Genomic DNA, 21532 nt, shown 5'->3' on the forward strand with positions numbered 1-21532 from the left:
ATCGGGTTTCACCGCCGCTTGCCGGATTGGGCCTTCGGCCTCTGGCCCTGTTCCGCGGCTTTCCCGCCGTAGAGGAGGCGGTAGTCCTCGGCGGTTCCGAGAATCTTCTTCACGTAGTTCTGCGTCTCGGGGAACGGGATGTCGTCGATGAACTCGTCGCGCTCGAGCCCCGGCCGTTCCGCGAGCCAGCGCACGACGCGGTTCTCGCCGGCGTTGTAGGCCGCGAGCGCCAGGTGCACGCCGCCGAACTGCTCGACGAGGCGCGAGAAGTACAGCGTGCCCATGCGCACGTTGGTGTCCGCGCTGGTGAGCGTGCCAACGCCGCGGTAGCGGATCCCGAGCGATCGGGCGAGCCGCCGGCCGGTCCCCGGCACCACCTGCATCAGGCCGTATGCGTTGGCCGCGGATCGGATCTCCGGATCGAACGTGGACTCCTGCGCGATCAGCGCCGCGACCAGATAGGGATCGAGACGCCGGGCGCGCGAGTGCTTCTGGATCGCCGGCCAGTAGTCGAGCGGAAAGATGACGCGGAGCAGCTCGTCCGGCAGCGCCGCGCCGCCTGCGGCGCTGAGATGCTGGGGGTACGCGCGCTTCATCTGGTTGATCGCACGACGCAGGTCCCCCTGACGGTGATAGACCCACGCGATCGTGGCGTCTAGCGCGGGCGACGTTCCCCACTGTCGCTGCGCGTATCGCAGCTCGTTCAGCGCGTCCAGCTCGAGCCCCAGGGAGAGCAGCAGCCGGATGCGGTCCGCCGTCGGCGGGAGCGCCACCGCCACGTCCGCTTCCTGCCTCGGCGCGGCCGGAGCGGCCCACGCCGCTCGAGCCACCTTGTCGATCCCCTCGAGGCGCCGCACCGCCAGGCGCCCGTAGTAGGAGTTCAGGTAATCAGCGGTGACCAGCCGGTAGCGCGCCGCGGCGCGCGCGGGATCGCCAATGCGTTCGCGTGACCGAGCGGCCCAGTACACCCACGACGGCCGGTAGTCGGATCGGGAGAACGTCGCGGCGGCCGACTCGAAGATGCGGACGGTCTCGGCGTAGTTGCCGTTCTTGTACTCCCACCAGCCAACCTTCCAGGCCGCGCGCTCGGCGCGGCTCCCCTTCGGAAAGCGGCGCAGCAGCTCGCGGAACGCCTCGGCCGCCTCCGCATCCTCGTTCTGAAGGATGTGGTGCGTGCCAAGATTGTTCAGCGCTTCCTCGGCCCACGAGCTGCCGGGGTGCGCGTCCACGAGCGCGCGCACCCGCGACAAGTACTCTTCGTGCTGGCCCAGCTCGCGGATCGCGGCGAGGTGGAAGAACTGGGCTTCGGCCTCGCGCCCGCCCGCCGCCAGGAACCCGCGCAGGCCGTCGCGCGCCGACGCGTAGCGCCGCAGGTAGAAATCGCTCTCCGCCACCCGCAGATCGGCAAGGTCGCGCTCCTCGCCGGAGGCGAGCTGACGGATCGACTGGAACGCCTCGCGAGCCTGCGCGTAGCGGCGCGACGCGAACAGTTGCTCCGCGCGCGCGAACTCCTGCTTGACGGTCGCCGGGCTGTTCGGCCGCGGCTCCACGCCGGACAGGCGCTCGAGCTCCACGTCGGCCAGCGCGGCTTCGTCGCTGAGCGGAAACTCGTAGCGGAGGCGCAGGAACGAGGACACCGCCTTCTGCTTGTCACCGGCGGCCAGCGCCGCGCGCCCGAGACGGTGAACGACGACCTCCGGCTCGAGCGGCCTGCCTGCCGCGAGCTGCTCGTAGAGGGCCGACGCCGCGGCGTGATCGTTGTCGAGCTCCGCGGCCTCGCCGCGCGCCAGGACCGACGCGTAGGCCAGATAGCCCTCGAGCGGTCGATCCTTCAGGGCCGATAACGTGCGCCGCGCCGCGGTCACATCGTTGAGCCGCAGCTCGGCGAGCCCGGCGTAGTACACGGCGTAGTCCGCCAGCGGCGAGCCGGCCACGCCCGCGGCGCGAAGCAGCGGCAGCGCGTCGGCGAACCGCTGCTCGTTGAAGCGCTCGATACCTTGAGCGACCTTCAACAGCGCTCCGGCCTGTCCGGTACGACCGGCTTCGCCGCCCGGCGCCAGCCACAGCGCGCCGGGATCGCGCGGGATCGGCGCGTGCGCCGTCGGCTCGAGCGCCACGGCGGGCAACGCCGCGCGATCCTGCGATCGCGCGGGGCGAACGGAAGCTGAACTGAAAAACAACGCGGCAAGGACCAGCGAGGTGACGGTGGAAGCGATTCGGCGTGTCATTGCGCTTCCCTTCGGATTATGGGGACGCGGATCCGGCAAGTCAACAGCCGCCGCCCCTTCGCGCGGGCGCCAAAGCCCTGCAGTATCATGAGTGGCTTGCTCCGCTCCCGGCTCCTCACAATCCTGGTCGCGTCGGCCGCCGCGCTCGGCATCGCCGTTTCCGCGTTCTGGTTCGGCAGCACGGGCACCGGCTACGCGCGCACGCACGCCGCCGCGCTCGTCGCCGCGCTGCTCCTCGCCGCCGTGTTGACGACGGTCAACCTGGTGCTCAGGTGGCTGCGCTGGAATTTCCTGGTGAGGCGGATGGACGTACGCGTCCCGACGCGCGAGGGAGTCCGGCTCTACTTCGCCACGCTGCCGGCGATCGCCACGCCGTTTTACGTCGGCGAGCTGATCCGCGCGCAGCTGCTCTCCGCGCGGTTCGCCAACGCGCGGGTCGCCGTCGCGCTGGTCTGGCTCGTCGAGCGCGCGACCGATGCGATCGTCCTGCTCCTGTTTTTCCTGCTCGCACGCGGCGAGCTGCCGTGGGCGCTGGCCGCGGGAGCTGGATGGATCGTCGCGCTGTCGCTGCTGCGCGGCAGCCGCTCCGCCCGGATCCGCGCGCTGGCGCGCCCCATCGTGCTCGCCGTGACATTCCTCAGCACGGCGGCGGCCTGGGCGCTCGCCGTCCTCGCGCTCCTCGCGGCGCTCCGGATCGCCGGCGAGCCACGTTCGCTGGCCATCGCCGCCGAGGCCATGGCGGGTGGCACGCTGCTCGGCGGCATCGCGGGCGTTCCGCTCGGCACGGGGATCGCCGGCTCGACGACGTTGATCCTGCTGGAGGCGCACGGCCTCCGCGCCGAGGCGGCCGCGGCGATCGTCGCCGTCTTTCGCGCCGGCACCTCCTGGTACGCCGTCGGCCTGGGTTTCCTGACCCTGCTCGCCTCTCGCCGGCAGCTCGTGGCGTTCCTGCGCCCCTCGTCCGCGGCGCAGCACTTCGACGAGATTGCCGCGGGGTACGAGGAGCAGATCCCGCTGCATATCCGCGAGCGGCTGCTCGATCGCAAGGTGTCGTTCATGCGGCGCCGGCTCGAGGAGACAGGCGTGCGGGCGGGCGCTCGCGGCGTCGACATCGGCTGCGGGCAGGGTTGGTACGCGTGCGAGATGTCAGCGCGGGGCTACCGCATCGACGCGCTCGATCAGGCGGCCGATCAGATTGCGCACGCGAAGCGCTACGCGTCCGGCCGCGGCTGCACGGTCGCGTTCCAGGCGATCGATGCCGAGCGGCTGCCCTTCCCGGACGACACGTTCGACTTCGCTTACAGCATCAACGTGATCCACCACGTGATCGACCCCGTGAAGCGCGACCTGGTGCTTGCGGAGATCGTGCGCGTGCTCAAGCCCGGCGGGATCTTCTTCCTGCACGAAATCAACACCGAGAATCCGCTCTTCCGGTTCTACATGAGCTACTTCTTCCCGCTGATGTGCGAGATCGATGAGGGAACGGAACGCTGGGTCAGGCCGACGCGCCTGCCGGCGGTGCCCGGCGCGCGGTGGAACGCGCACGTGGACTACTTCACGTTCCTGCCGGACTTCACGCCCCGGCCCGTGCTCGACGCGCTGCGCAGCCTCGAGGCGTGGCTGGAACGCTCGCCGCTGCGCTCCTGGAGCGCCCATTACGCCGCATCGCTTACCAAGGAAAAGGGCAAAAGGTAGAACGTCAGCCCCTTCCAAGCAGCGCCGGGTCGCCATCGGCGAGCGTTTGCACCAGCTCGTCGTCGAAGTAGGTCGCGCGCGAGGGGACGTGTGCCGGGACGCGTTCCTCGTAGAGCCGGCGGGCGCGGTCGATCTCCGGGCGGAGACGAGTGAGCAGGTCGTGCTTCTGCCGGCCGAGCCGTACCGACGCCTCGTTGTACAGCTTGATCTCGGAGACGAGGAGCCGCGCGTAACGGCGGGCGCTCTGATCGTCTTCCGTCGATGTCGCGCCCGTGCCAAGGGTGGCCACCGGCGCTGAACCGGTGGCCGGACGTCCTGCGCCGAGCGCCTGGACGGTGCGGAGCGCCGTGAGCGTCTCGAGGCGGAGCGCCGCATGGCGCGCGAGAATCTCGATCGCTTCGGGCCACGGCGAGGGCACCGCCGCGGGATTCGCCGACACATCATCCGCGTACACGATCGCGACCGTCTGTCCGCTGATGTCGATCGGCACGGAGAAGCCCGCGCGATCGGGAGGGAGCGGCGCGAACGGCAGCCCGCGGGTCAAGTTGGCGGCCTCCGAGCGGGAGATCGGCCGCCCCTCCGGTTCGCTGAAACCGTGCAGGCGGAAGGGCTGGAACGACGCGCCCGCCGCGACGAAGACTCCGGTGCGCGACGTTTCAGCGCCGACGGCGCCGGCGAGCGCGGCGAGGACATCGGAAAGCGCGGCCGCTTCGCCGATGCGGCGCACCGCGCCGATCAGGCGATCGAGCGTCGCCATCTCGTCGTGGCGCTCCTGCGCGCGCGCGGCGGTTTCCGCCTCGCGTGCCTTCTCGACGGTCTGCTCGGCGGCGAGCGCCCGATCGCGCACCAGCGCAAGCTCGGCCGCGGCGGTTTCCGCCTCGTCGCGGAGGCGCTCGATCTCCGCGCGCAGCTTGCCGAGCTCGTCGGCGTTTGCCGCTTCCAGCTCGCCGCGCACGCGCGCCCCCTCGGCGCCAACGCGCCGGTCGGCTTCCGCGCGCACGGCGGCGATTTGCTCCGCCAGCTCTGATGCGGCACGGGCCTCCGCAGCAGCGCGGTCCCGCTCGGCCGCGCCGGCCACATCCTTCGCGATGGCGGTCGCGCGTCCCGAAATGTCCTGCTGCAGCGAAGACGCCAGTTGGAGGAGCGCGTCGCGGATCTGCTGTTCGACAGACATGGTGTGTGCGTGCGCGTCGGGAGCTTCTGGAATTATCCTCGTAGGGATGGTCCCGCACAAGCCTCAGCGGTCGCCGCGCTTTCCCGCCGGTGCCGTACGTTTCCTGCGCGCGCTCAAGCGCAACAACGATCGTGAATGGTTCCGCGCGCGGCGCGAGGAGTTCGACGCGCTCGTCGACGCGCCGATGAACGCCGTCATCGAGCGGCTCGCCGTCGACTTGAGGCGGTTCGCGCCGGATCTGCTCGCCTCGCCGCGCGTGTCCCGCTATCGGATCTATCGCGACACGCGCTTCAGCGAGAACAAGACGCCGCTCAAGACGCACGTCTCCGCGATCTTTCCGTCACGTTTCGCGCCGCGCCACGAGGGGCCGGCGCTGTACTTCGAGATCGCCGGCGCGTCGGTCTACGCGGGCGGCGGCGTGTACATGCCGCCGCCTGAAACCGTGCAGCTCCTGCGCGAGCACATTGCCGCCCGCCACCGCGATCTCGCGCGCATCGTCCGGGCGCCGGCGTTCAGGCGGCTGTTCGGCGAAATCGAGGGCGGCCGCCTGTCGCGCATGCCGCGCGGCTTCCCTGCGGATCATCCTGCGGGAGACTTCTTGAAGTACCGGCAGATCCTCGTGGGGCGCGAGTGGCCCGCGTCGTTTGCCTCCAGCCCGCGGTTCTACCCGGAGCTGCTGAAGACGTTCCGCGCCATCGCGCCGCTCGTCAGGTTCCTGGAGACGCCGTTGAAGGCTCGCCGGAAGGATCCACTATTAAGTTGACTTTCGCCATTTGTTCGCCTACCCTATCCCGTCTGGGGAGGAGGTCGTATGAGCCACGAAAAAGATCTGTTTCTAGGCTTCTGGGACAAGGAGGCGGCGGCCACACGGAAGGTGCTCTCGCGGATCCCGGACGGGTCGGACTACCGGCCGGATCCCAGGTCGCGCACCGCGCGCGAGATCGCGTGGACGATCGTGCGGGAAGAGATCGTGCTCGGAGACGGGCTCGAGAAAGGGGTGCTCGAGTGGGCCGACGTCCCCACGCCGGCGACGATGAAGGAGGTGCTGGCGACCTACGACAGGCACCATGACGATCTCACGCGCCGCATGCACGCGCTCGAGGCTGCGCGCTGGGAAAAGCCGGTGCCGTTCATGTACGGCGGGCAGGAAGTGATGAAGGAGACGGGTTACCAGAACGCGTGGGGGTTCCTCTTCGACATCATCCACCATCGCGGCCAGATCTCCACCTACCTCCGGCCGATGGGCTCGACCGTGCCCCAGATTTACGGGCCCAGCGCGGATGAGCCGATGTGACCCGCCGTGGCCCACGAGTTTGCCCGGGGGGCCCCCGGGGTCGTAGAATAGGGGTTGCGAGGCGGCCGGATGCGGCCGCCTTTTTCGTCGGTTCTCACCGTAGGGGGGCGATACGGCTTCGACGGAGGTAAAGGACCGCGGGATGCATGCCGAGCACCACTGACTCGCTAATCCGGTGGAAACAAACATAACTGCGGACACGCAGCTCGCTCTCGCTGCCTAAATAGCAGCGACGCTCACCTCTTCCAGCCTGCGGGTTGGGGCTGAGCGTCATTCAGCAGGCTGGTCGCCACGGGCTGTCTCGGACCGTGGCGGCGAGACTTTTCGGGGCTGGCGCCCATCGCTTTCCGTCGCTCTTTGACGCTGGGCGCGAGACAACAAGAGCGGCTACGCATGTAGATTCCTACGGCGACGTACTTTCGGACGCGGGTTCGACTCCCGCCGCCTCCACCAGTCTTCGCTCGCCTTTCAGGCGAGCCTCGTCCGGGCGAGTCAGCGAGCATCCCTCACGCGAAGTCTGTCTCGCCGTAGCCCCGGCGAAGGCGGGCCTGCGCCGCTTATGGCGGCTCTCGGAACACTCGACAACCTATCCCACGATCCTGGCTCGATAGGCGAGATCTTCGACAACGCTGGACAGCGACTTGTGAGAGCTGTCGGCGGTCGCTTTGAGGGCTTTGTACACGTCCTCGGTCAAACGAAGCTTCGCCTGCACCTTTCTCGTGCCGCGAGGACGGCCCCTTTTCTCGCCGAGGATTTTCATTACCGCGGCATAGGCGTCGTTAAAGAGCTTGCGGTCGCCGGGCGACAGCCCAATGGCGACCTGGAATCCGATTCGACCATCAGAGGTTCGATAAAGCTTCAACGGCGGTGCTTCCGGAAAGACCTTCCGGAATGTCGCCGTAGCTTCCCTCTCTTTGGCCTTCAGTTCGTCGTCTCGAACGACCTCAATCGTCTGAACACCTGCTGAATGACGGGGCATTGAATCACCTCGTACTGAAAATCGAGCCAGTCCGTGAATCACGGACTCTCTTCTGGTCCAGAGGCAATCTCGACCAGAAAGGAGTCCGACGGACAGGCGAGTACAAACACCGCGTATTGGCGCAAATCGCGCCGCATCTGCTCTGCGAACGCCTCAATTCGCCTGCGGTATCGAAGGAACTCTTTTCGCGAATCGCATGCGGACATCACAACTACTTGGTCCTTCTCGTACAGAAGTTGACCGTCAAGGATATTTGTTCCCGGCGCGGCGATTGGCATCGCGCCGCCAAAACACTCGGTCAATTCGTCCAGCGTCTTCTTGACCCACTCGTCGATTTCGCCTTTGTTCAGCGGCGTCCCGTTGATATCCAGCGAAGGAACAGGAATGGCGACGAGGTATCGCTTGTCGACCACCCTTCGGGGTTGCTGAGCCAACGCTCACTCCCATATTTACGGTACCAGGTACCATAAATTCTACGATGTTCTGGTAGGTCTGTCAAGAAACTGCGCTAGTACGTTCCGGCGTCGTTCCGAAGAATTCGCTTGTACGATCAAAAAGCGAATGGTGAAATGTGACGCCTTCACGGCCGATATTCGACCGGGAGCTTCTGCTGAGATTGGCCGGAACCGAATCGCACTCGACCGCCAGTCACGCGCCCCGTGACGCAAACCTGCTTATTGTCCGGCGAGCAGCGCAGGACCGATCACCCGTTTCGGGGCTGACCCACTGCAACGGCGGACGCTCGCATCCGGCGCTGCCCCGTGTTCACAGAAAATTAGCTCGCCGCCCGGGCGGAGAACCCGGCTCATCTGCCGAAGCGCGGGGGTTGTGTCCGGAATAGTGCAGAGCGTGTACGTCACGAGTACCGTGTCGACACTCTTGTCCTCAAGCGGGATCTCATCGCCGGGCAAGCCGATGAACTCCACCTCGAAGCGGAGCGAGCGCGCGGCCTGTTCGGCCATGCGGGTCATCTCGGGCGACGGATCGAGGCCCCAGACCTTCGCCACCCTCGTCGGATCATAGAACGGGAAGTTCAAGCCGGAGCCGATGCCAATTTCGAGAACGCGCCCACGGGCGCGCGGCACCACCTTCTCGCGCTGGCGCGTGTTCGGCTTCAAGCCGCACGTGAAGTGGACGACCCTCGGAAGGATGTACCGACTATACAATCCCATCGCTTCCTCGTGGCGTTTGCCGTAGGTGGCGGCAGCCTGACGTCGTATGGGTGTACGGCGCCATCTTCCTGGCGCTCGGTTGGCCCCAGTCTCCGCGCCTGCCCGAGCGAGGTGTCAAGGTGGGGCCATTCTATTGGCGCGGGTCGTGGAGTCAACCTCACGTTCGCGCTGACCTGGGGAACGTGGCTGGCGTGGGCGGCGCCGACCCCCTGCGGTGACGTCCTCTCGGACACGACCCTATAGACACTCTACTACCATAGGTATAGACTCTCTATACTATGGCACTTCATTCCTCCCGTCCCGACGCGCGCACCGATCTCCTGCACGGCACGCTCGACATGCTGATCCTCCGCACGCTCCAGTGGGGACCGCAGCACGGCTACGCGATCGGACAGACGATCCGCGCGCAATCGTCCGACGTGCTGCAGGTCGAAGCCGGCTCCCTCTACCCCGCGCTGCAGCGGCTCGCGAAAAGAGGCTGGGTGAGCGCGAAATGGGGCCAGACCGAGGCGAACCAGCGCGCCAAGTTCTACACGATCACCGCGCAAGGAAAGCAGCAGCTCGCCCGCGAGGAGTCGCGGTGGGCCGAACTGGTCAAGGCGATCGGTCGCGTCATGAAGCCGGCGGCGGCGCCAGGCGCCAGGGAGTAACCCATGTCGGTCCTGTCCTGGATCAGGCGGCGGCGCGTTCGTCTCGACGAGGACGACTTCCAGGACGAGATCCGCTCGCACCTGGCGATGGCCGAGGACGAGCGCGTGGCCGACGGTGTCGATCGACAGACCGCGCACTACGCGGCGCTGCGGGAGTTCGGCAACGTCACCCTGACCACCGAAGCGGCCCGGCGCGTCTGGACCCCCCGGTGGCTCGACGCCCTGCGCGATCTGATGCGCGACGTCCGCTACGCGATTCGCACGCTGGCGAAGAATCCCGCCTTCTCGCTCACCGTCGTCGGCGTCCTGACGCTGGGCATCGGCGTGAACGCTGCGGTGTTCACGCTGCTCAAAGGGATCGCGCTCAGCCCGATGGCCGGGGTCGACGGCTCGGCCCGGCTGCGCGTCATCTTCGGCGAAACGAGCACGGGGCGCCAGGTCCGCGTGTCGTATCCCGACTACCAGTACCTTCGCGATCACCATCGCGCCTTCTCGGGGCTCTTCGGCTCGATCGTGGGCAACGCCACCCTGGGTCGAGGCCGAAGCGCCCGTCAGGTCTGGGCCGAGATCGTCACCGGGAATTACTTCCAGATCCTCGGCGTCCGCGCGGAGGTGGGTCGCACGCTCCTGCCGTCGGACGAGATGGCGCCCGGCCGGCAGCCGGTCGTCGTGCTCAGCGACGGCCTCTGGCGGCGCGACTTCGGCGCGGACCCGGCCATCGTCGGCAAGACCCTCGAGATCAACAACGAGCCGTTGACGGTGGTCGGCGTGGCCGACCCCACGTTCCACGGCACGACGGTGGTGTACGACGTCGATCTCTACATTCCGGTGACGATGGCGCCGCAGCTCGGCTTCAACTTCGGAAGCCGGGAGACGACACCGGCAGGCATCCTGTCCGACCGCCGCGCCGCGCTCTTTTACCCGCAGGGCTACCTGCGGCCGGGCGCGACGGCGCCGAACGCCGCCGCCGAAACCAATGCGCTCTGGGAAACGCTCGCGCGCGAGCGCCCGCCCGCGGATGCCGCCGAGCGGCTGAAGGTCGCGCCGTTCTGGCAGACCCCGAGTGGAGCGCCGATCATCATGCTGCCGACGTTGAGCGTCCTGGTCGCGATGGGCCTGCTTGTGCTGATGATTGCCTGCGCGAACATCGCGGGACTGGTTCTGGTGCGCGGCGTCTCGCGGCGCGGCGAGATCGCGCTGCGCCTGGCGCTGGGCGCGACGCGGACACGAATCATCCGCCTGCTGATTGTCGAGAACCTGGTCCTCGCCGTGCCGGGAGCCCTGCTGGGCGTCCTGCTCGCCCGGCGCGGGATCCCGGTGATCGTCACCTACGCCGAGCGGCTCGCGGCGCCGGACCGGGTCTTCTTCAATGTCGCGGTGGACGGCCTCGTCATGGCGTTTGCGGTGCTGGTCGCCTGCGCGAGCGCGCTCGTGTTCGGGTTCGTGCCGGCGCTTCAAAGCTCGCGGGTCGATCTGGTGTCGGTCATCAACGAGGACGCGTCCCCTCGCGGCGCATCGCGGGGGCGGCTGCGGGCGGGCCTCGTGGTCGCGCAGGTCGCGGTATCCCTCCTGCTCCTGGTGGGCGCCGAACTGGTGACACGCAGTCTCGAGGCGGCACGCCGCGCGAATCCCGGCTTCGACGCGAGCCAGGTGACCACGGTCGCGGTCGACGTGAAGCACAACAGGTACGACGGGCGACGCGGCCGCGTGTTCTACCGCGATCTGCTGGACGCCGCGCGTGCCGATCCCGGCGTCGAATCCGCCACTCTGGCGGCCTTCACCCCTCTCGCCTTCCTGGATGCGCCCGCGCGGCGCATCTCGATTGAGGGCTACGACCCGCGCCGTGGCGAAGATCTGACGTTCATGTTCAACGCGGTCGGTCCGGATTACTTTCGCACGCTCCGGATCGCCGTGAAGGCGGGCCGGGCCTTCGAAGATCGCGACGACGAGGCGGCCGCGCCGGTGGCGGTCGTGAACGAGACGTTCGCTCAGCGATTCTGGGGGGGTGCCGCAAACGCCATCGGCAAGCGGGTCCGGATGGCCGGCGGCGACTGGCGCACCGTGATCGGCGTGGCGGCCGACGTCAAGTACATGCGCATCAACGAATCGCCGCGGCCGTACGTGTACCTGCCGTTCCTGCAGGCGTACCGATCGAACATGATCCTGCACACCCGCGGTCCGGCGCCCGTCGACGTCCTCGTGAACCAGGCGCGCGCGCACGTCGCGAAGCTCGACCCCGACCTGCCGATTCTGTACGCCAGGCCGCTGGCTGGAGGAATCAACGGGGCGCTGATTCTCTTCAACCTGGCGGCGAAGATGCTGTTCCTGTTCGGCGTCGCCGGCATGGCGCTCGCCGCGATGGGCACCTACGGCCTGGTGTCATACGTCGTCAAACAGAGCACGCATGAAATCGGCATTCGGACGGCGCTCGGCGCGTCGGACGGTTCGATCGTTCGCGGGTTTCTGCGACGCGGTCTGGGGCTGGGCGCGATCGGCGCCGCCCTCGGTGTGGTCGTGGCACTCGCCCTCACCAGGCTTCTCGGCGCCGTGCTGTTCGGCGTCAGCGCGACCGACGCCACCGCCTTCGCGCGTGCGCTCGCGATCGTTCTGGGCACCGTGGCCGCTGCCAGTCTTGTTCCAGCCTGGCGCGCGGCCCGGACGAACCCGCTGAGCGCGCTGCGACATCAATAGCGAGTCGGGCCGGGTGGCATGCAGGAGGAAGAGGCACCGAGGAGGCGCCCGATGGCGATCACCCCATACCTCTACTACGAAGACGCCGGCAACGCCCTCAAGTTCCTGGCGAAGGCGTTCGGATTTCGCAGATCCGGCGCGCAGACCAAGGGCGCCGACGCTGGTGCGACGATTATCGAGGAGCTCACCGACACGTCGTACGGGCATCGCCGCTACACCGCGACGGATCCGGAGGGGCACGAATGGTGCTTCGCGGAGCCGATCCGGCGCGCCAAGGCGGCGCGCAAGGCTACCGCCGCATCATCTGCTCGGGCATCTGCACGGCGATGACCTGGCCGCGCGCGCAGACCTGACCCTCGGCGGAAAGCGTGGCGCTCACGATCACCTTGCGCCCGCTGATCTCTTCGACCCGGCCGCGAATCTCCAGCGGCGGCCCCAACGGGGTCGGGCGCAGGTAGTCGACCCGGAGAGACGCCGTGACAAAACGGAGCGGCGGGCCGCTGCCCAGCTCGCGGCCCGCGGCGCGGTACGCCGCCGCGGCCGCCGTTCCCGTCCCGTGACAGTCGATGAGGGAGGCAATCAGCCCGCCATACACGTAGCCGGGAACCGCGGTGTGATACGGCTTCGGCACAAACGTCGCAACCGTCTCCTCGCCGTCCCACTGACTCTTGATCTGCAGCCCGTGCTCGTTGAGCCGCCCGCATCCGTAACAGTGGCTCACATCGTCCGGGTAGAAGTCCTGGAAGATTTCTGCGCTCATCGACGCCAACGCTCCTCGACCTATTCCAGCAACTCCTCCGCGAAACGCACGAACGCGTGGACGTCGGCGAAGTTGCTGGCAAGTCCCATCGACGCGCGCACAGCGCCACTGCTCTCGCCGTCAACGCACCGGAGGAACTCGTCGCGCGTCATGCCGTTTCTTCCCACGTTGAAGCAGTTCGTCAATTCATTCGCCGCAAGACCGAGCGCCACCTCGCCCGCCCCAGGGTTGCAGAAGCAGCCGGTCCGGAGGGAGATGCCGTGCTCGGCGGCGCGCGCCTCGATGAGCGTGTGGTCGATGAACCGGCCCGCGCCGTCGCGGAAGTTCATCGCGACCGACCCGCCGCGCCTCTCGGTGTCCGCCGGTCCGTACAGCGTCACGAGCGGCTGGCCGCTCCGGTGGCGCAGCGCGAGCAATTGCTCGATGAGCCACCCGGTCAGGCACCGCACTCTCCGGTGAATCGTGTCGATCCCGATTTCCTCGAGGAGGTCGAGGCCGAGGGGGACCGCCGGCAGGCTCGCGTAGTCGACGGTGCCGTCCTCGAACGCGGCGGCCCCTCGCTCCATGAAATACCGATCCGCCCCGACGGAGGCGACCGCAATCGTGCCGCCGGAGAACCAGGGGCGATGCAGCTTCTCGAGAGCCTCGTAGCGCGCGATGAGGGCGCCGACCCCGGTCGGATAGCCGAACATCTTGTAGAACGACACGGTGACGAAGTCGGCACGCCAGCGATCCAGATCGAGCCGGTTGGTCGGCGCGAACGCGGCCGCGTCGAGCAGCACGTCCCACCCGCGCTCGTGCGCCGCGTCGATCCATTCGAGCGGGTGCTGCACGCCCGAGAAGTTCGACTGGGCCGGGTAGGCGAAGAGGCTCGGGGCGCCGCCGGCCGGGCGGTTGTCGAGCGCGCGCCGGATTTCGGCGTCCGGCGTCCGCATCTCCGGCGGGCGCAGCGGCACGTAGGTGATGTGCGCCCCGCGGCCGCGGGCGAATTCGCGGATGCCGTTGACCGAGTTGTGATTGTCGAACGTCAGGAGAAGGTGGCCGCCCGGCCCGAACGGGTACGCCTCGCCCACCAGCTTGAGCGCGTTGCTCGCGTTCGCGGCGAACACGACGGCGTACTCGTCCGGCCTCGCGTTGAAGAACCGCAGGACACGCGCGCGGGTCTTCTCGACGAGATCGGTGGCGACCGTCGATGCCGGGCTGGACGAGTGGGGGTTGCCGAGGACGTGGTGAAGCAACAGCTCCATGTGGCGCCGCACGTGAGACTCGGCGTACAACGAGCCGCCCGTGTAATCGAGGTACACGTGCCCGGCTTCGTCCAGCCGGCGGAACTCGCGCGCGCGCAGCGCGTCGATCGCGCGCGTCGCCGCGAAGGCAGGCCACGCGCGCTCGAACTGCTCGAAGGCGTTCTCGGGGTCGTTCACTCCAGCTCCCAGCACAGATCCAGGCACGTGTGCGTCGCCTCCGGCCCGGTACGGAACCTGGCGCGCACCCGCTCGCCGATCTTAATCGGCCGCCGGTCGAGCAGGTAGCTTTTGATGATCGTGCACACCCCGTCGATCTTCACGTCGATCTGATAATACGGACAGGCGATTTCCAGCCCGGTGCCCCCGCGTTCCACGTGCGTGTACGAGTAGATGTAGCCGCGCGGCTCCTTGACCTCCTGCCAGGTCATCGGCTGGTGGCAATCCGGGCAGTCGGCGCGCGGTGGCAGCCACAGCTCGCCGCTGCCGCTCGAGACGGGACAGCGCGGGTTCACGCACTTCGTGCCGAGCAGCCTTCCCTCGCCGAGCCCCTTGAAGTACGGCGTCAGGAGCCCGTACGTGTGGTAGTGCGTGCCTTCGGCGCCGAAGCGCGGGAGCTGCACGACCCACGCGCCGTGCACGGACTCGACAGCGGCCGGTACGGCCCTCAGCGTCACCTTGTCATCGTTGGCCATGGTCATCGCTGTCCTCCTCGCTACCACGCTCTCTCGAGCACGGCGCACGTGACGTGGCTGCCGACACCGGCGTGTGAAATCGCCAGGCCCCGCCGCGGGTCGTCCACCTGCAGGCTCGTCCAGTCCGCGGGCTTTTCCTTGCCGTAGCGCCGCCACAGCGCGGGATCGCCGTGGAACCTGTCGTACTTGCCCTGGAGCTGCCAGAAGACCTCGTCGCACTGGAAGATCCCGGTCGCGCCAACGGCGTGCATGGTGCCGAGCAGCCCGCCGGACAGATTCGCGGGGCACTTGCCCGGTTTGCCCGTGTGCGGGTTCTTCAGGTAGCAGTCGCCTGACGTGACGTAGTCCTGCTCCCGCCCGTAGAGCGTGAGGCCGACGTCGCCGTAGGTCTGGAGGTCCGAGATCGTGAAGGCGTCGTGCGTCTCGACGAGATCGAGATCCTCGATCGGGTTCTGCACGCCCGCCATGCGGTACGCCATGTATGCCGCGAAGCGCGTCGCGCCGAAGCTCTCGAAGCCGGGCCAGCGCCCGTCCTGCTTCCCCATGTCGCGATAGAGCGACGCGTAGCCCTCCTCGGTCTCGTGCGGGAGCAGCAAGATGCGCATCGGCCGGCGATCGCCCGTCCTGAGCGTGTGCGAGCCTCCGGCGATGTACAGCCGCACGGGACGGTCCGTGAGCTGGAAGGCCAGTTCCTCGGAGCAGAGGAGCGCGGCCGCCGAGCCGACGCTCATCGCGCAGCATTCGAGAAACCTGAGCGGGTCGGACACGATCTCGCCCCCGAGCACCTCGTCGACGGTGTGGCGCCCGGGCTGCTGGGCGTAGGGCGAGGAGCAGGCATAGCCGCGGTTCTTCACCGCGATTTCGGCGCGCACGCGCTCGTCCACGCCGTACATCTCCTGGAAGCGGCGGGCCATCGGTGCGTAGTAGCTCGCGTAGTTGCGCGCCAGCCGCGTCTCGAACTCCTTGCAGGCCGCGCTGGCGATGTAGTAGTTCCCGGTCCACGTCTTCACTTCGTCCATGCGCTCCCAGCCAAGGACGAGCGTGCAGTCGCTCATGCCGCTCGCCACGGTCGTCGCGCCCATCAGCATCGTCGAACCGCCGGTGGCGCCGCCGGTCTTGATGCCGACGTTCGGCAGCAGGTCGAGACCGAGGTAATCGTGCACCTTCGCCTCGCAGAGCAGCTGGTCCTGGAAGTGATCGGCAAACTCTCCGTAGCACGCGAAGTTGATGTGGCCTTTGACCTCGAGCGGATCCTGCCTGAGATCGTTCTCTTCGAGCAGCATGCGGAACGCCATCATGCACAGCTCGTCGAGCTTCTTCTCCGGGTACCGCTTGCGGAAGTCGGTGGTGCCCGCGGCCACCATATAGACGGGGCGGGTCCAGCGCGGGACGCGAAGATTCCCCGGCGCGAACGTGATCACGGCAGACCTCCTGGGAAAGCGTCGGAACGAGGGTGGACGGCGACGTGTGCACGCGGGAGCAACCGCGGTGCCAGCACGTCAATGGTGGCTGCCACAAATTGACGATTCTTTCGGCGCCGCCTCGCGCCCGGCGCCGGAAATCCGGAGCGCCAGCCGGAATGCCGTCGCCGGCTCGATGACCTCGAAGGTGCAGGCACCGTAATGTTGGTGGCCCGCCACTGGCACGGGCGTGGCAGGCGGGCGCGTACGCCGGAAGGCACCCCGTGCGTCAGGAGGGCAGCGTGACCGAAGATCTCGTCGTGCTCTGGCGGGACCGCGAAGCCACCCGGGACCTCTGTTACGAGATCGTCCAGCTCGCCGAACAAGAGTTCGAGCTGCGAATTCTCTGCGAGGGGCGCCTGCTCCTCTCCGAAGACGGCGCCGACTTCCACGCACTCATCGATCGCGCCCGCCAGCTGCGCCAGGATCTCCATCCGGCCACGTAAGCTGCCGCAATCAACGGTAGTACTTGGCGTACATGCCCCGGCGGAAGATCCACCCGCCCACCGGCCCGAGCCAGCCGAGCACGTAGTACATGTAGCCGAGATCCATCAGCTCGATCAGGTTGCCGTCGAAGTCCCGCACGAAGAAGAACGAGTGGCCGCGCGGCGAGCGCTCCGGCTTGCTGACGATCTCCACTCCCTTGCTCTCGAGATAGGCGTGCCACTTCGGCAGGTTGCGCACGTTGAAGGAGATGTGTGTCAGGCCGACGCGGTTCCACGGGATGCGCACCGGCGGCTGCTTCGGCTCGAACGCGAAGATCTCGAGCACTCCGCCGCCCGGAACGCGGATCCATCCGATCCTGCAGCTCGGCGCCGGCGCGTCCACGCCAAAAAACGCGCGCACGCGCTCGGCCGGCGTGTCCGCCACGCCGACCAGCGGGCACCCGAAGACCTCCCAGTAGAACCGGACGGCCCTGTTGAAGTCCGAGACCGTGATGCCGGTGTGACTGAACGAACGCGCTCTCATCTGAGCTCCGTGTCCTTGATGTGATCGGCAACGCGCAGCGCCTGCGCGGCAATCGTCAACGCGGGGTTCACCGCGGCAGACGAGGGGAAGAACGACGCGTCGACGACGAAGAGATTGTCCACGTCGTGCGCGCGGCAATACGGATCGAGCACGGACCGGCGAGGGTCCTTCCCGAAGCACAGGGTCCCGCACTGGTGCGTCGTGTTCCGCTCCTGGTGCGAGTAGGCCATCACGACCCAGAACCCCAGGCGTTTCAGGATGCGCTTCATCTCTCTCACGAGCTGGCGGTGCGCCTTGAGGTTGTTCGGCACGTAGTGCAGCCGGATGCGGCCGTGAGAGTCGATGGTCACCCGGTTGTCCTCGGTGGGCAGGTCCTCGGACATCGCCAGCCAGTCCACCCCGCGCGCCACCCACACTTCATAGGGACGCAGCGGAATCCACGGCACCACGGTCTGCGCCATCACGCCGTGCGTGCGTCCCTGCGACTGGATTTGCCCGAGCGGATACCTCGTGCCGGGGCCGCGAAGGTAGAAATCGTTGATCCCGACGGTCTTCTGAAACACGGTCTCGTTCACGCGGAACGGATGGAACCCCTGCATCATCGTCGCGAGGTGCGCCATGTATCGCTTCCCCACCAGGCCGGAGGAATTCGCGAGGCCGCCGGGGTGGGCGTCGTTCGCCGAGCGCAGCAGCAGCGCCGCCGAATTCACCGCGCCGCACGACACGATGACGACCGGCGCTTCGACGCGCAGGATCCCGCCGTCGCGCTCCACCTCCACGGCCTGCACCTTTCGGCTGGACGCGTCGGTCAGCAGCCGGCGCGCGAACGCGTTGGTCCACATGGTGACGTTCGGGCGCTGCATCGCCGGGCGGATGCAGACGACGTCGGACTCGCTCTTCGCGTGGTACTGGCAGGGAAACGAGTTGCACGTGTTGCAGAGGACGCACCCTTCCGGCTGGCCGGGATTGATCAACCCGAGGGGCAGCGGCGAGGGATGAAGCCCCTCTCGGCGCAGCTGGTCGACGATCTTCGCGATCCCGGGCGCGTGCGGGACCGGCTCGTGCGGATACGGCCCGCGGGGAGGCTCGGTGGGATCGATGCCCTGCTGGCCATGGACGTGGTACAGCTCTTCGGCGCGCTCGTAGTACGGCTCGAGCGTCTCGTAATCGATGGGCCACGCGGGGGAGATGCCATCCACGTGCTCCATCTGGCGGAAATCTTCACGCCGGAGGCGATAGAGCACGCTGCCCCAGAACTTGGTGTTGCCCCCCACGCAGTAGTGCGTGTACGGCAGGAACTCCTTGCCGTGCCGGTCCACCCAGCGCTCCCGCGTCCGGTAGCGAAGGTGCTTCCACACGGCCTCGGGATTGGAGTTGTGCTCCTCGCGCCGGACGAAATCCCCGCGCTCGAGGATGAGGATCTTCGCGGACGTGTCCGACAGCGCGTGCGCAATCGTGCCGCCGCCGGCGCCGCTCCCGATGATGATGACGTCGTAGTGTTGGGCCACGAGCCCGGTCCGCTCAGACGACAGTGGCGTATACCTGGTCCATCAGTTGTTGATCTTCGATCGCGCGCTCGAGGCTCATCTGCGGCGCGCGCCGCTCCGCGATGGCGGACGCCAGGTCGCGGTACATCGCGCGGTAGCCGCGGATGTCGCGGAAGCCGGGAAACAGCAGCCTGGGCCACCCCTCGCCGCGCACGAGGATGAACGCGCCGTTCGACTCGAAGGTGATGATCCCCTTGCGGCCGAACAGCTTCGACAGCCTGAGCCCGCGCAGCAGCGACGGCACTTCGCGCGAGTAGAACAGCGCGCCGACCGCTTCGTTGTCGTACCGAAACGCGACCATCATGCTCTTCGCGCGGATGTCGGGCCCCTCCCGCGAAATCGCCGGGCGGAAGCCCTGGATCGACGTGATCTTCGGGCCGAGGCTCCCCGCGAGGTGGAGCCAGTGGATCCCTTCCTCGAAGAAGGCATCGCCGCCCGCCATCGTTTCATCGTTGCGCCAGTCGCCGGCCGTCTTGAACTTCTTCGCGATCGTCGTGAAGTGCGCGAAGACCATGTCGCCGATGGCCCCCGCGGCGAGCAGGCGGCGCAGCCTGACGGCGAGCGGCTTGTAGTGATCGTTTTCGCCGACGAGCACGACCCTGCCGGCGCGGTTCCTCGCCTCGAGCACCGCGCGGTAGTCGTCCATCCGCAGGAACGCCGGCTTTTCGACCAGCACGTGTTTGCCCGCCGCGAGCGCGCCGAGCGCCAGTTCGAGATGGAAGCGCGGCGGCACGGCGATGACCACGGCGTCCACCCGGGGATCCTCGATGGCCTGCTCGTATCCCCCGTAGTGCCTGGTGCCCTGGAAACGCCGGCAGTAGTCATCCGCCCTGGCGGCATCGCGGCTCGCGTAGCCGCAGACCACCACGTCGCGCAGCGACGACAGCTGCCGGCTGTGAACGCGCGTGATGAATCCGCAGCCGAGAAAGGCTATGCGCAGAGGGTCCGACATCGGGGAAAATGTCATTATACCGGTGGCTCGGCTCACCCTCGACGCCCGCCTCGCGCTGCTCCCGGCCTCGAGCATCCCGCTGCTGTACTTCGCCTTCGCGCACGTGTGCCTGGCGTCGGCGTGCGGGCTGCTGCTGGTCGAGCCGTCGACCGCCGGGACGTTCTTCTACCATCCGCGCATGGTCGCGCTCGTCCACCTCGTGACCGTCGGCTGGATTTCAGGCTCCATTCTCGGCGCCTTCTACATCGTCGGGCCGCTGGCGCTGCGGATGCCGCTGCGGGAGCGCGCCTCGGATCGCGCGGCGTTCGCGGCCTTCGCGGCGGGAACGATCGGCATGAGCGGGGCGTTCTGGACCGGCGCCTATCACCTGGTCGCGTGGCTGTCGGCGCTCGTGATGATCGCCGTGCTGCACGTCGCCGTGCGCGCGTGGCGCGGTCTGGGCGGTGCGGTGGCGCCGCGGCCGATCAAGCTGCACGTCGCGCTCGCGTTCGCGAACATGGCGGTGGCCGGCATGTTCGGCGCGATCGTCGGCATGAACCGGGTCTCGGGATGGTTCGCCTGGTCGCCGCTGTCGCTCGCGTACGCGCACGCGCACCTGGCGGCGATTGGCTGGGCGGTGATGATGGCGGTCGGCCTCGGATACCGGCTGGTTCCGATGGTGCTGCCATCGCGGATGCCCGACGGCGCATCCACCGCGATCAGCGCCGTGCTGCTCGAGGCTGGCGCCGTCATCCTCGCCGTCGCGCTTGTACTCGAGTCCGCCTGGATCGTGGTGGGAGGGTTCCTCGCCGGTGGAGGCATCGCCGCATTCCTCGCGCATCTGCGCGTGATGCTGCGCTCGCGGCTCCCTCCGCCCGCCGAGCTGCCGCGGCCCGACTGGCCGACGTGGCAGACGCGCGCAGCCTTCGCGTGGCTGATCGCGAGCGCGGCCATCGGTGTATCGCTCTCGATGCCGCAGGCCGCCGAAGCCGGTGCGAGAAACGGGACGCGCTGGATCTACGGCACCGCGGGACTTGTGGGATTTCTCTCGCAGGTCGTCATCGGGATCCAGGGCCGGCTGCTGCCGCTGCACGGGTGGTATCGCGCGTTCCAGGCCGCGGGGCTGGCGCAGCCCGCGCGCTCCGCACATTCGCTGGGCAGCCCCGCGCTCGCGGCGGCAGTCTTCTGGACGTGGACCGCCGGCGTCCCGGCGCTCGCGGCCGGGTTCGCCTCGTCTGCATGGTGGCTCGTCAGCGCGGGGAGCGGCCTGCTGCTTGCCGGTGTCGTCCTGAACGCGGCGCGCGGCTGGTCGATCGTCAGGAGCGCGTCGGCAGCCTGATCGTGAACTTCGCGCCGCGCGGGCTGCGGTTGCGGACTGAAATCTCTCCGCCGTGGGCCTCGACGATTCGCTTGCAGATGCTGAGTCCCAGGCCGTAGCCGCCGGTTTTCCTGGACCGGGAGCGGTCCACGCGGAAAAACGGCTCGAACAGGTTCGCCAAATCCGCTTCAGGTACTCCCGGGCCATCATCCGCCACGCGGATGACCACGGCGCCGTTCTCGCGCGCCGCCGAAATTTCTACGGCCCGGCTGTCGGGCAGCGAGTACTTCACCCCGTTCTCCACCAGGTTGCGCAGCGCGGTACGGAGGCGATCGGCATCAATCTCGGCGTCGATCCCCGGCGCGGCACGTTCTGTAACAGAGTGAAACAGGGGGGAGCCCCTTGACTACGCTCGGGGCAGGGACTGCCCTACAATGAGCCGTGCCCTTCGTCTACATCGTGCGGTGCGCGGACGGCACGCTCTATACCGGGTGCGCGAAAGATCTCGACGCGCGGGTCGCGACGCACAACGGCGCGCGCGGTGCGAAGTACACCCGCGGCCGGCTGCCCGTCGTGCTGGTCTACAAGGAGCGCTGCCGATCGCTTGGGGCCGCGCTGCGCCGCGAGCATGAGATCAAGAGGTTGAGGCGAAGAGAGAAGGAGGCGCTCGTGCGGAATAAGTGTGACAGTCACACTTTCCGGAACCGCCACGCCGGAAAGTGTGA

Annotated in this window: 22 protein-coding genes and 1 other RNA gene; 10 read left to right on the forward strand and 13 right to left on the reverse strand. The window is 68.0% G+C overall.

Features of this window, described 5'->3' with window-relative positions:
• Positions 1-8: 8 nt before the first annotated feature.
• Positions 9-2228, reverse strand: a complete 2220-nt coding sequence (locus HYU53_10940) for a transglycosylase SLT domain-containing protein (protein MBI2221709.1) — start codon at positions 2226-2228, stop codon at positions 9-11.
• Positions 2229-2315: 87 nt separating this feature from the next.
• Between HYU53_10940 and HYU53_10945 the strand changes: the two genes are divergently transcribed.
• Positions 2316-3923 (forward strand): methyltransferase domain-containing protein, encoded by a 1608-nt coding sequence (locus tag HYU53_10945; GenBank protein ID MBI2221710.1) that lies wholly within the window; start codon positions 2316-2318, stop codon positions 3921-3923.
• 4 nt (positions 3924-3927) lie between these two features.
• Here the strand turns inward: HYU53_10945 and HYU53_10950 are convergent, their stop codons facing one another.
• Positions 3928-5097 carry a hypothetical protein gene (locus HYU53_10950; protein ID MBI2221711.1) on the reverse strand — a complete coding sequence of 390 codons (1170 nt, stop codon included), beginning with the start codon at positions 5095-5097 and terminating at the stop codon, positions 3928-3930.
• Positions 5098-5143: 46 nt separating this feature from the next.
• On the opposite strand from HYU53_10950, the gene HYU53_10955 reads away from it, so the two are divergent.
• The 3 genes from HYU53_10955 (at position 5144) to ssrA (ending at position 6844) form a co-directional block, all read left to right on the forward strand.
• Complete coding sequence (locus HYU53_10955) at positions 5144-5860, forward strand: DUF2461 domain-containing protein (GenBank protein ID MBI2221712.1); 717 nt, start codon at positions 5144-5146, stop codon at positions 5858-5860.
• Between the two features lie 48 nt (positions 5861-5908).
• Entirely contained in the window at positions 5909-6391 is a 483-nt protein-coding gene (locus HYU53_10960; protein MBI2221713.1) for a hypothetical protein, read from the forward strand.
• A 103-nt stretch (positions 6392-6494) separates the two neighbouring features.
• Positions 6495-6844, forward strand: a transfer-messenger RNA (tmRNA) gene (gene ssrA, locus HYU53_10965).
• A gap of 133 nt (positions 6845-6977) precedes the next feature.
• Here the strand turns inward: ssrA and HYU53_10970 are convergent.
• The 3 genes from HYU53_10970 to HYU53_10980 all read right to left on the reverse strand — a co-directional run bounded on the left by HYU53_10970 (position 6978) and on the right by HYU53_10980 (position 8542).
• A complete protein-coding gene (locus HYU53_10970; protein MBI2221714.1) occupies positions 6978-7370 on the reverse strand; it encodes a hypothetical protein in 393 nt (130 codons plus the stop codon).
• A gap of 38 nt (positions 7371-7408) precedes the next feature.
• On the reverse strand, positions 7409-7804 hold the full coding sequence (locus tag HYU53_10975; GenBank protein MBI2221715.1) for a hypothetical protein: 396 nt from the start codon (positions 7802-7804) through the stop codon (positions 7409-7411).
• Positions 7805-8044: 240 nt separating this feature from the next.
• Entirely contained in the window at positions 8045-8542 is a 498-nt protein-coding gene (locus tag HYU53_10980) for a class I SAM-dependent methyltransferase (GenBank protein MBI2221716.1), read from the reverse strand.
• 278 nt (positions 8543-8820) lie between these two features.
• Between HYU53_10980 and HYU53_10985 the strand changes: the two genes are divergently transcribed.
• Genes HYU53_10985 through HYU53_10995 form a run of 3 tightly spaced genes read left to right on the forward strand, consistent with a single transcriptional unit; the run spans position 8821 to position 12213 of the window.
• Positions 8821-9192 (forward strand): PadR family transcriptional regulator, encoded by a 372-nt coding sequence (locus HYU53_10985; protein ID MBI2221717.1) that lies wholly within the window; start codon positions 8821-8823, stop codon positions 9190-9192.
• A gap of 3 nt (positions 9193-9195) precedes the next feature.
• Positions 9196-11883, forward strand: a complete 2688-nt coding sequence (locus HYU53_10990) for an ABC transporter permease (GenBank protein MBI2221718.1) — start codon at positions 9196-9198, stop codon at positions 11881-11883.
• A 51-nt stretch (positions 11884-11934) separates the two neighbouring features.
• The gene (locus HYU53_10995; GenBank protein ID MBI2221719.1) at positions 11935-12213 is read left to right on the forward strand and encodes a hypothetical protein; all 279 of its coding nucleotides are present in this window, start codon (positions 11935-11937) and stop codon (positions 12211-12213) included.
• On the opposite strand, the gene HYU53_11000 is transcribed toward HYU53_10995, so the two are convergent.
• From HYU53_11000 to HYU53_11015, 4 genes are read right to left on the reverse strand one after another with little or no spacing between them, the layout of a single operon-like run.
• Complete coding sequence (locus HYU53_11000) at positions 12173-12643, reverse strand: PaaI family thioesterase (GenBank protein ID MBI2221720.1); 471 nt, start codon at positions 12641-12643, stop codon at positions 12173-12175. The two genes, HYU53_10995 and HYU53_11000, sit on opposite strands and share 41 nt — an antisense overlap.
• Positions 12644-12663: 20 nt before the next feature.
• Positions 12664-14067 carry an aminotransferase class V-fold PLP-dependent enzyme gene (locus tag HYU53_11005; GenBank protein MBI2221721.1) on the reverse strand — a complete coding sequence of 468 codons (1404 nt, stop codon included), beginning with the start codon at positions 14065-14067 and terminating at the stop codon, positions 12664-12666.
• Complete coding sequence (locus HYU53_11010; protein MBI2221722.1) at positions 14064-14588, reverse strand: hypothetical protein; 525 nt, start codon at positions 14586-14588, stop codon at positions 14064-14066. The genes HYU53_11005 and HYU53_11010 overlap by 4 nt, the downstream gene beginning before the upstream one ends.
• Before the next feature lie 14 nt (positions 14589-14602).
• Positions 14603-16003 carry a thiolase domain-containing protein gene (locus HYU53_11015; GenBank protein MBI2221723.1) on the reverse strand — a complete coding sequence of 467 codons (1401 nt, stop codon included), beginning with the start codon at positions 16001-16003 and terminating at the stop codon, positions 14603-14605.
• Positions 16004-16284: 281 nt separating this feature from the next.
• On the opposite strand from HYU53_11015, the gene HYU53_11020 reads away from it, so the two are divergent.
• Positions 16285-16488, forward strand: coding sequence for a hypothetical protein (locus tag HYU53_11020; GenBank protein ID MBI2221724.1), 204 nt, complete (start codon positions 16285-16287; stop codon positions 16486-16488).
• A gap of 10 nt (positions 16489-16498) precedes the next feature.
• Here the strand turns inward: HYU53_11020 and HYU53_11025 are convergent, their stop codons facing one another.
• Genes HYU53_11025 through HYU53_11035 form a run of 3 tightly spaced genes read right to left on the reverse strand, consistent with a single transcriptional unit; the run spans position 16499 to position 19510 of the window.
• Positions 16499-17011, reverse strand: a complete 513-nt coding sequence (locus tag HYU53_11025) for a VOC family protein (GenBank protein MBI2221725.1) — start codon at positions 17009-17011, stop codon at positions 16499-16501.
• Positions 17008-18519 carry a GMC family oxidoreductase gene (locus HYU53_11030; GenBank protein ID MBI2221726.1) on the reverse strand — a complete coding sequence of 504 codons (1512 nt, stop codon included), beginning with the start codon at positions 18517-18519 and terminating at the stop codon, positions 17008-17010. Before HYU53_11030 ends, HYU53_11025 begins: the two co-directional genes overlap by 4 nt.
• A 13-nt stretch (positions 18520-18532) precedes the next feature.
• Positions 18533-19510 (reverse strand): Gfo/Idh/MocA family oxidoreductase, encoded by a 978-nt coding sequence (locus HYU53_11035; GenBank protein ID MBI2221727.1) that lies wholly within the window; start codon positions 19508-19510, stop codon positions 18533-18535.
• 22 nt (positions 19511-19532) lie between these two features.
• Here HYU53_11035 and HYU53_11040 point away from each other — a divergent pair, with 22 nt between their 5' ends.
• Positions 19533-20828, forward strand: a complete 1296-nt coding sequence (locus HYU53_11040; GenBank protein MBI2221728.1) for a hypothetical protein — start codon at positions 19533-19535, stop codon at positions 20826-20828.
• Here the strand turns inward: HYU53_11040 and HYU53_11045 are convergent.
• Positions 20806-21111: an ATP-binding protein gene (locus HYU53_11045; protein ID MBI2221729.1), complete on the reverse strand. Its 306-nt coding sequence runs from the start codon at positions 21109-21111 to the stop codon at positions 20806-20808. The genes HYU53_11040 and HYU53_11045 overlap by 23 nt on opposite strands.
• 137 nt (positions 21112-21248) lie before the next feature.
• On the opposite strand from HYU53_11045, the gene HYU53_11050 reads away from it, so the two are divergent.
• Positions 21249-21532: GIY-YIG nuclease family protein (locus HYU53_11050; GenBank protein MBI2221730.1), on the forward strand; the 284-nt coding region annotated here is incomplete at its 3' end.

The sequence above is a fragment of the Acidobacteriota bacterium genome (genome assembly GCA_016184105.1).
Classification (GTDB): Bacteria; Acidobacteriota; Vicinamibacteria; order Vicinamibacterales; family 2-12-FULL-66-21; genus JACPDI01.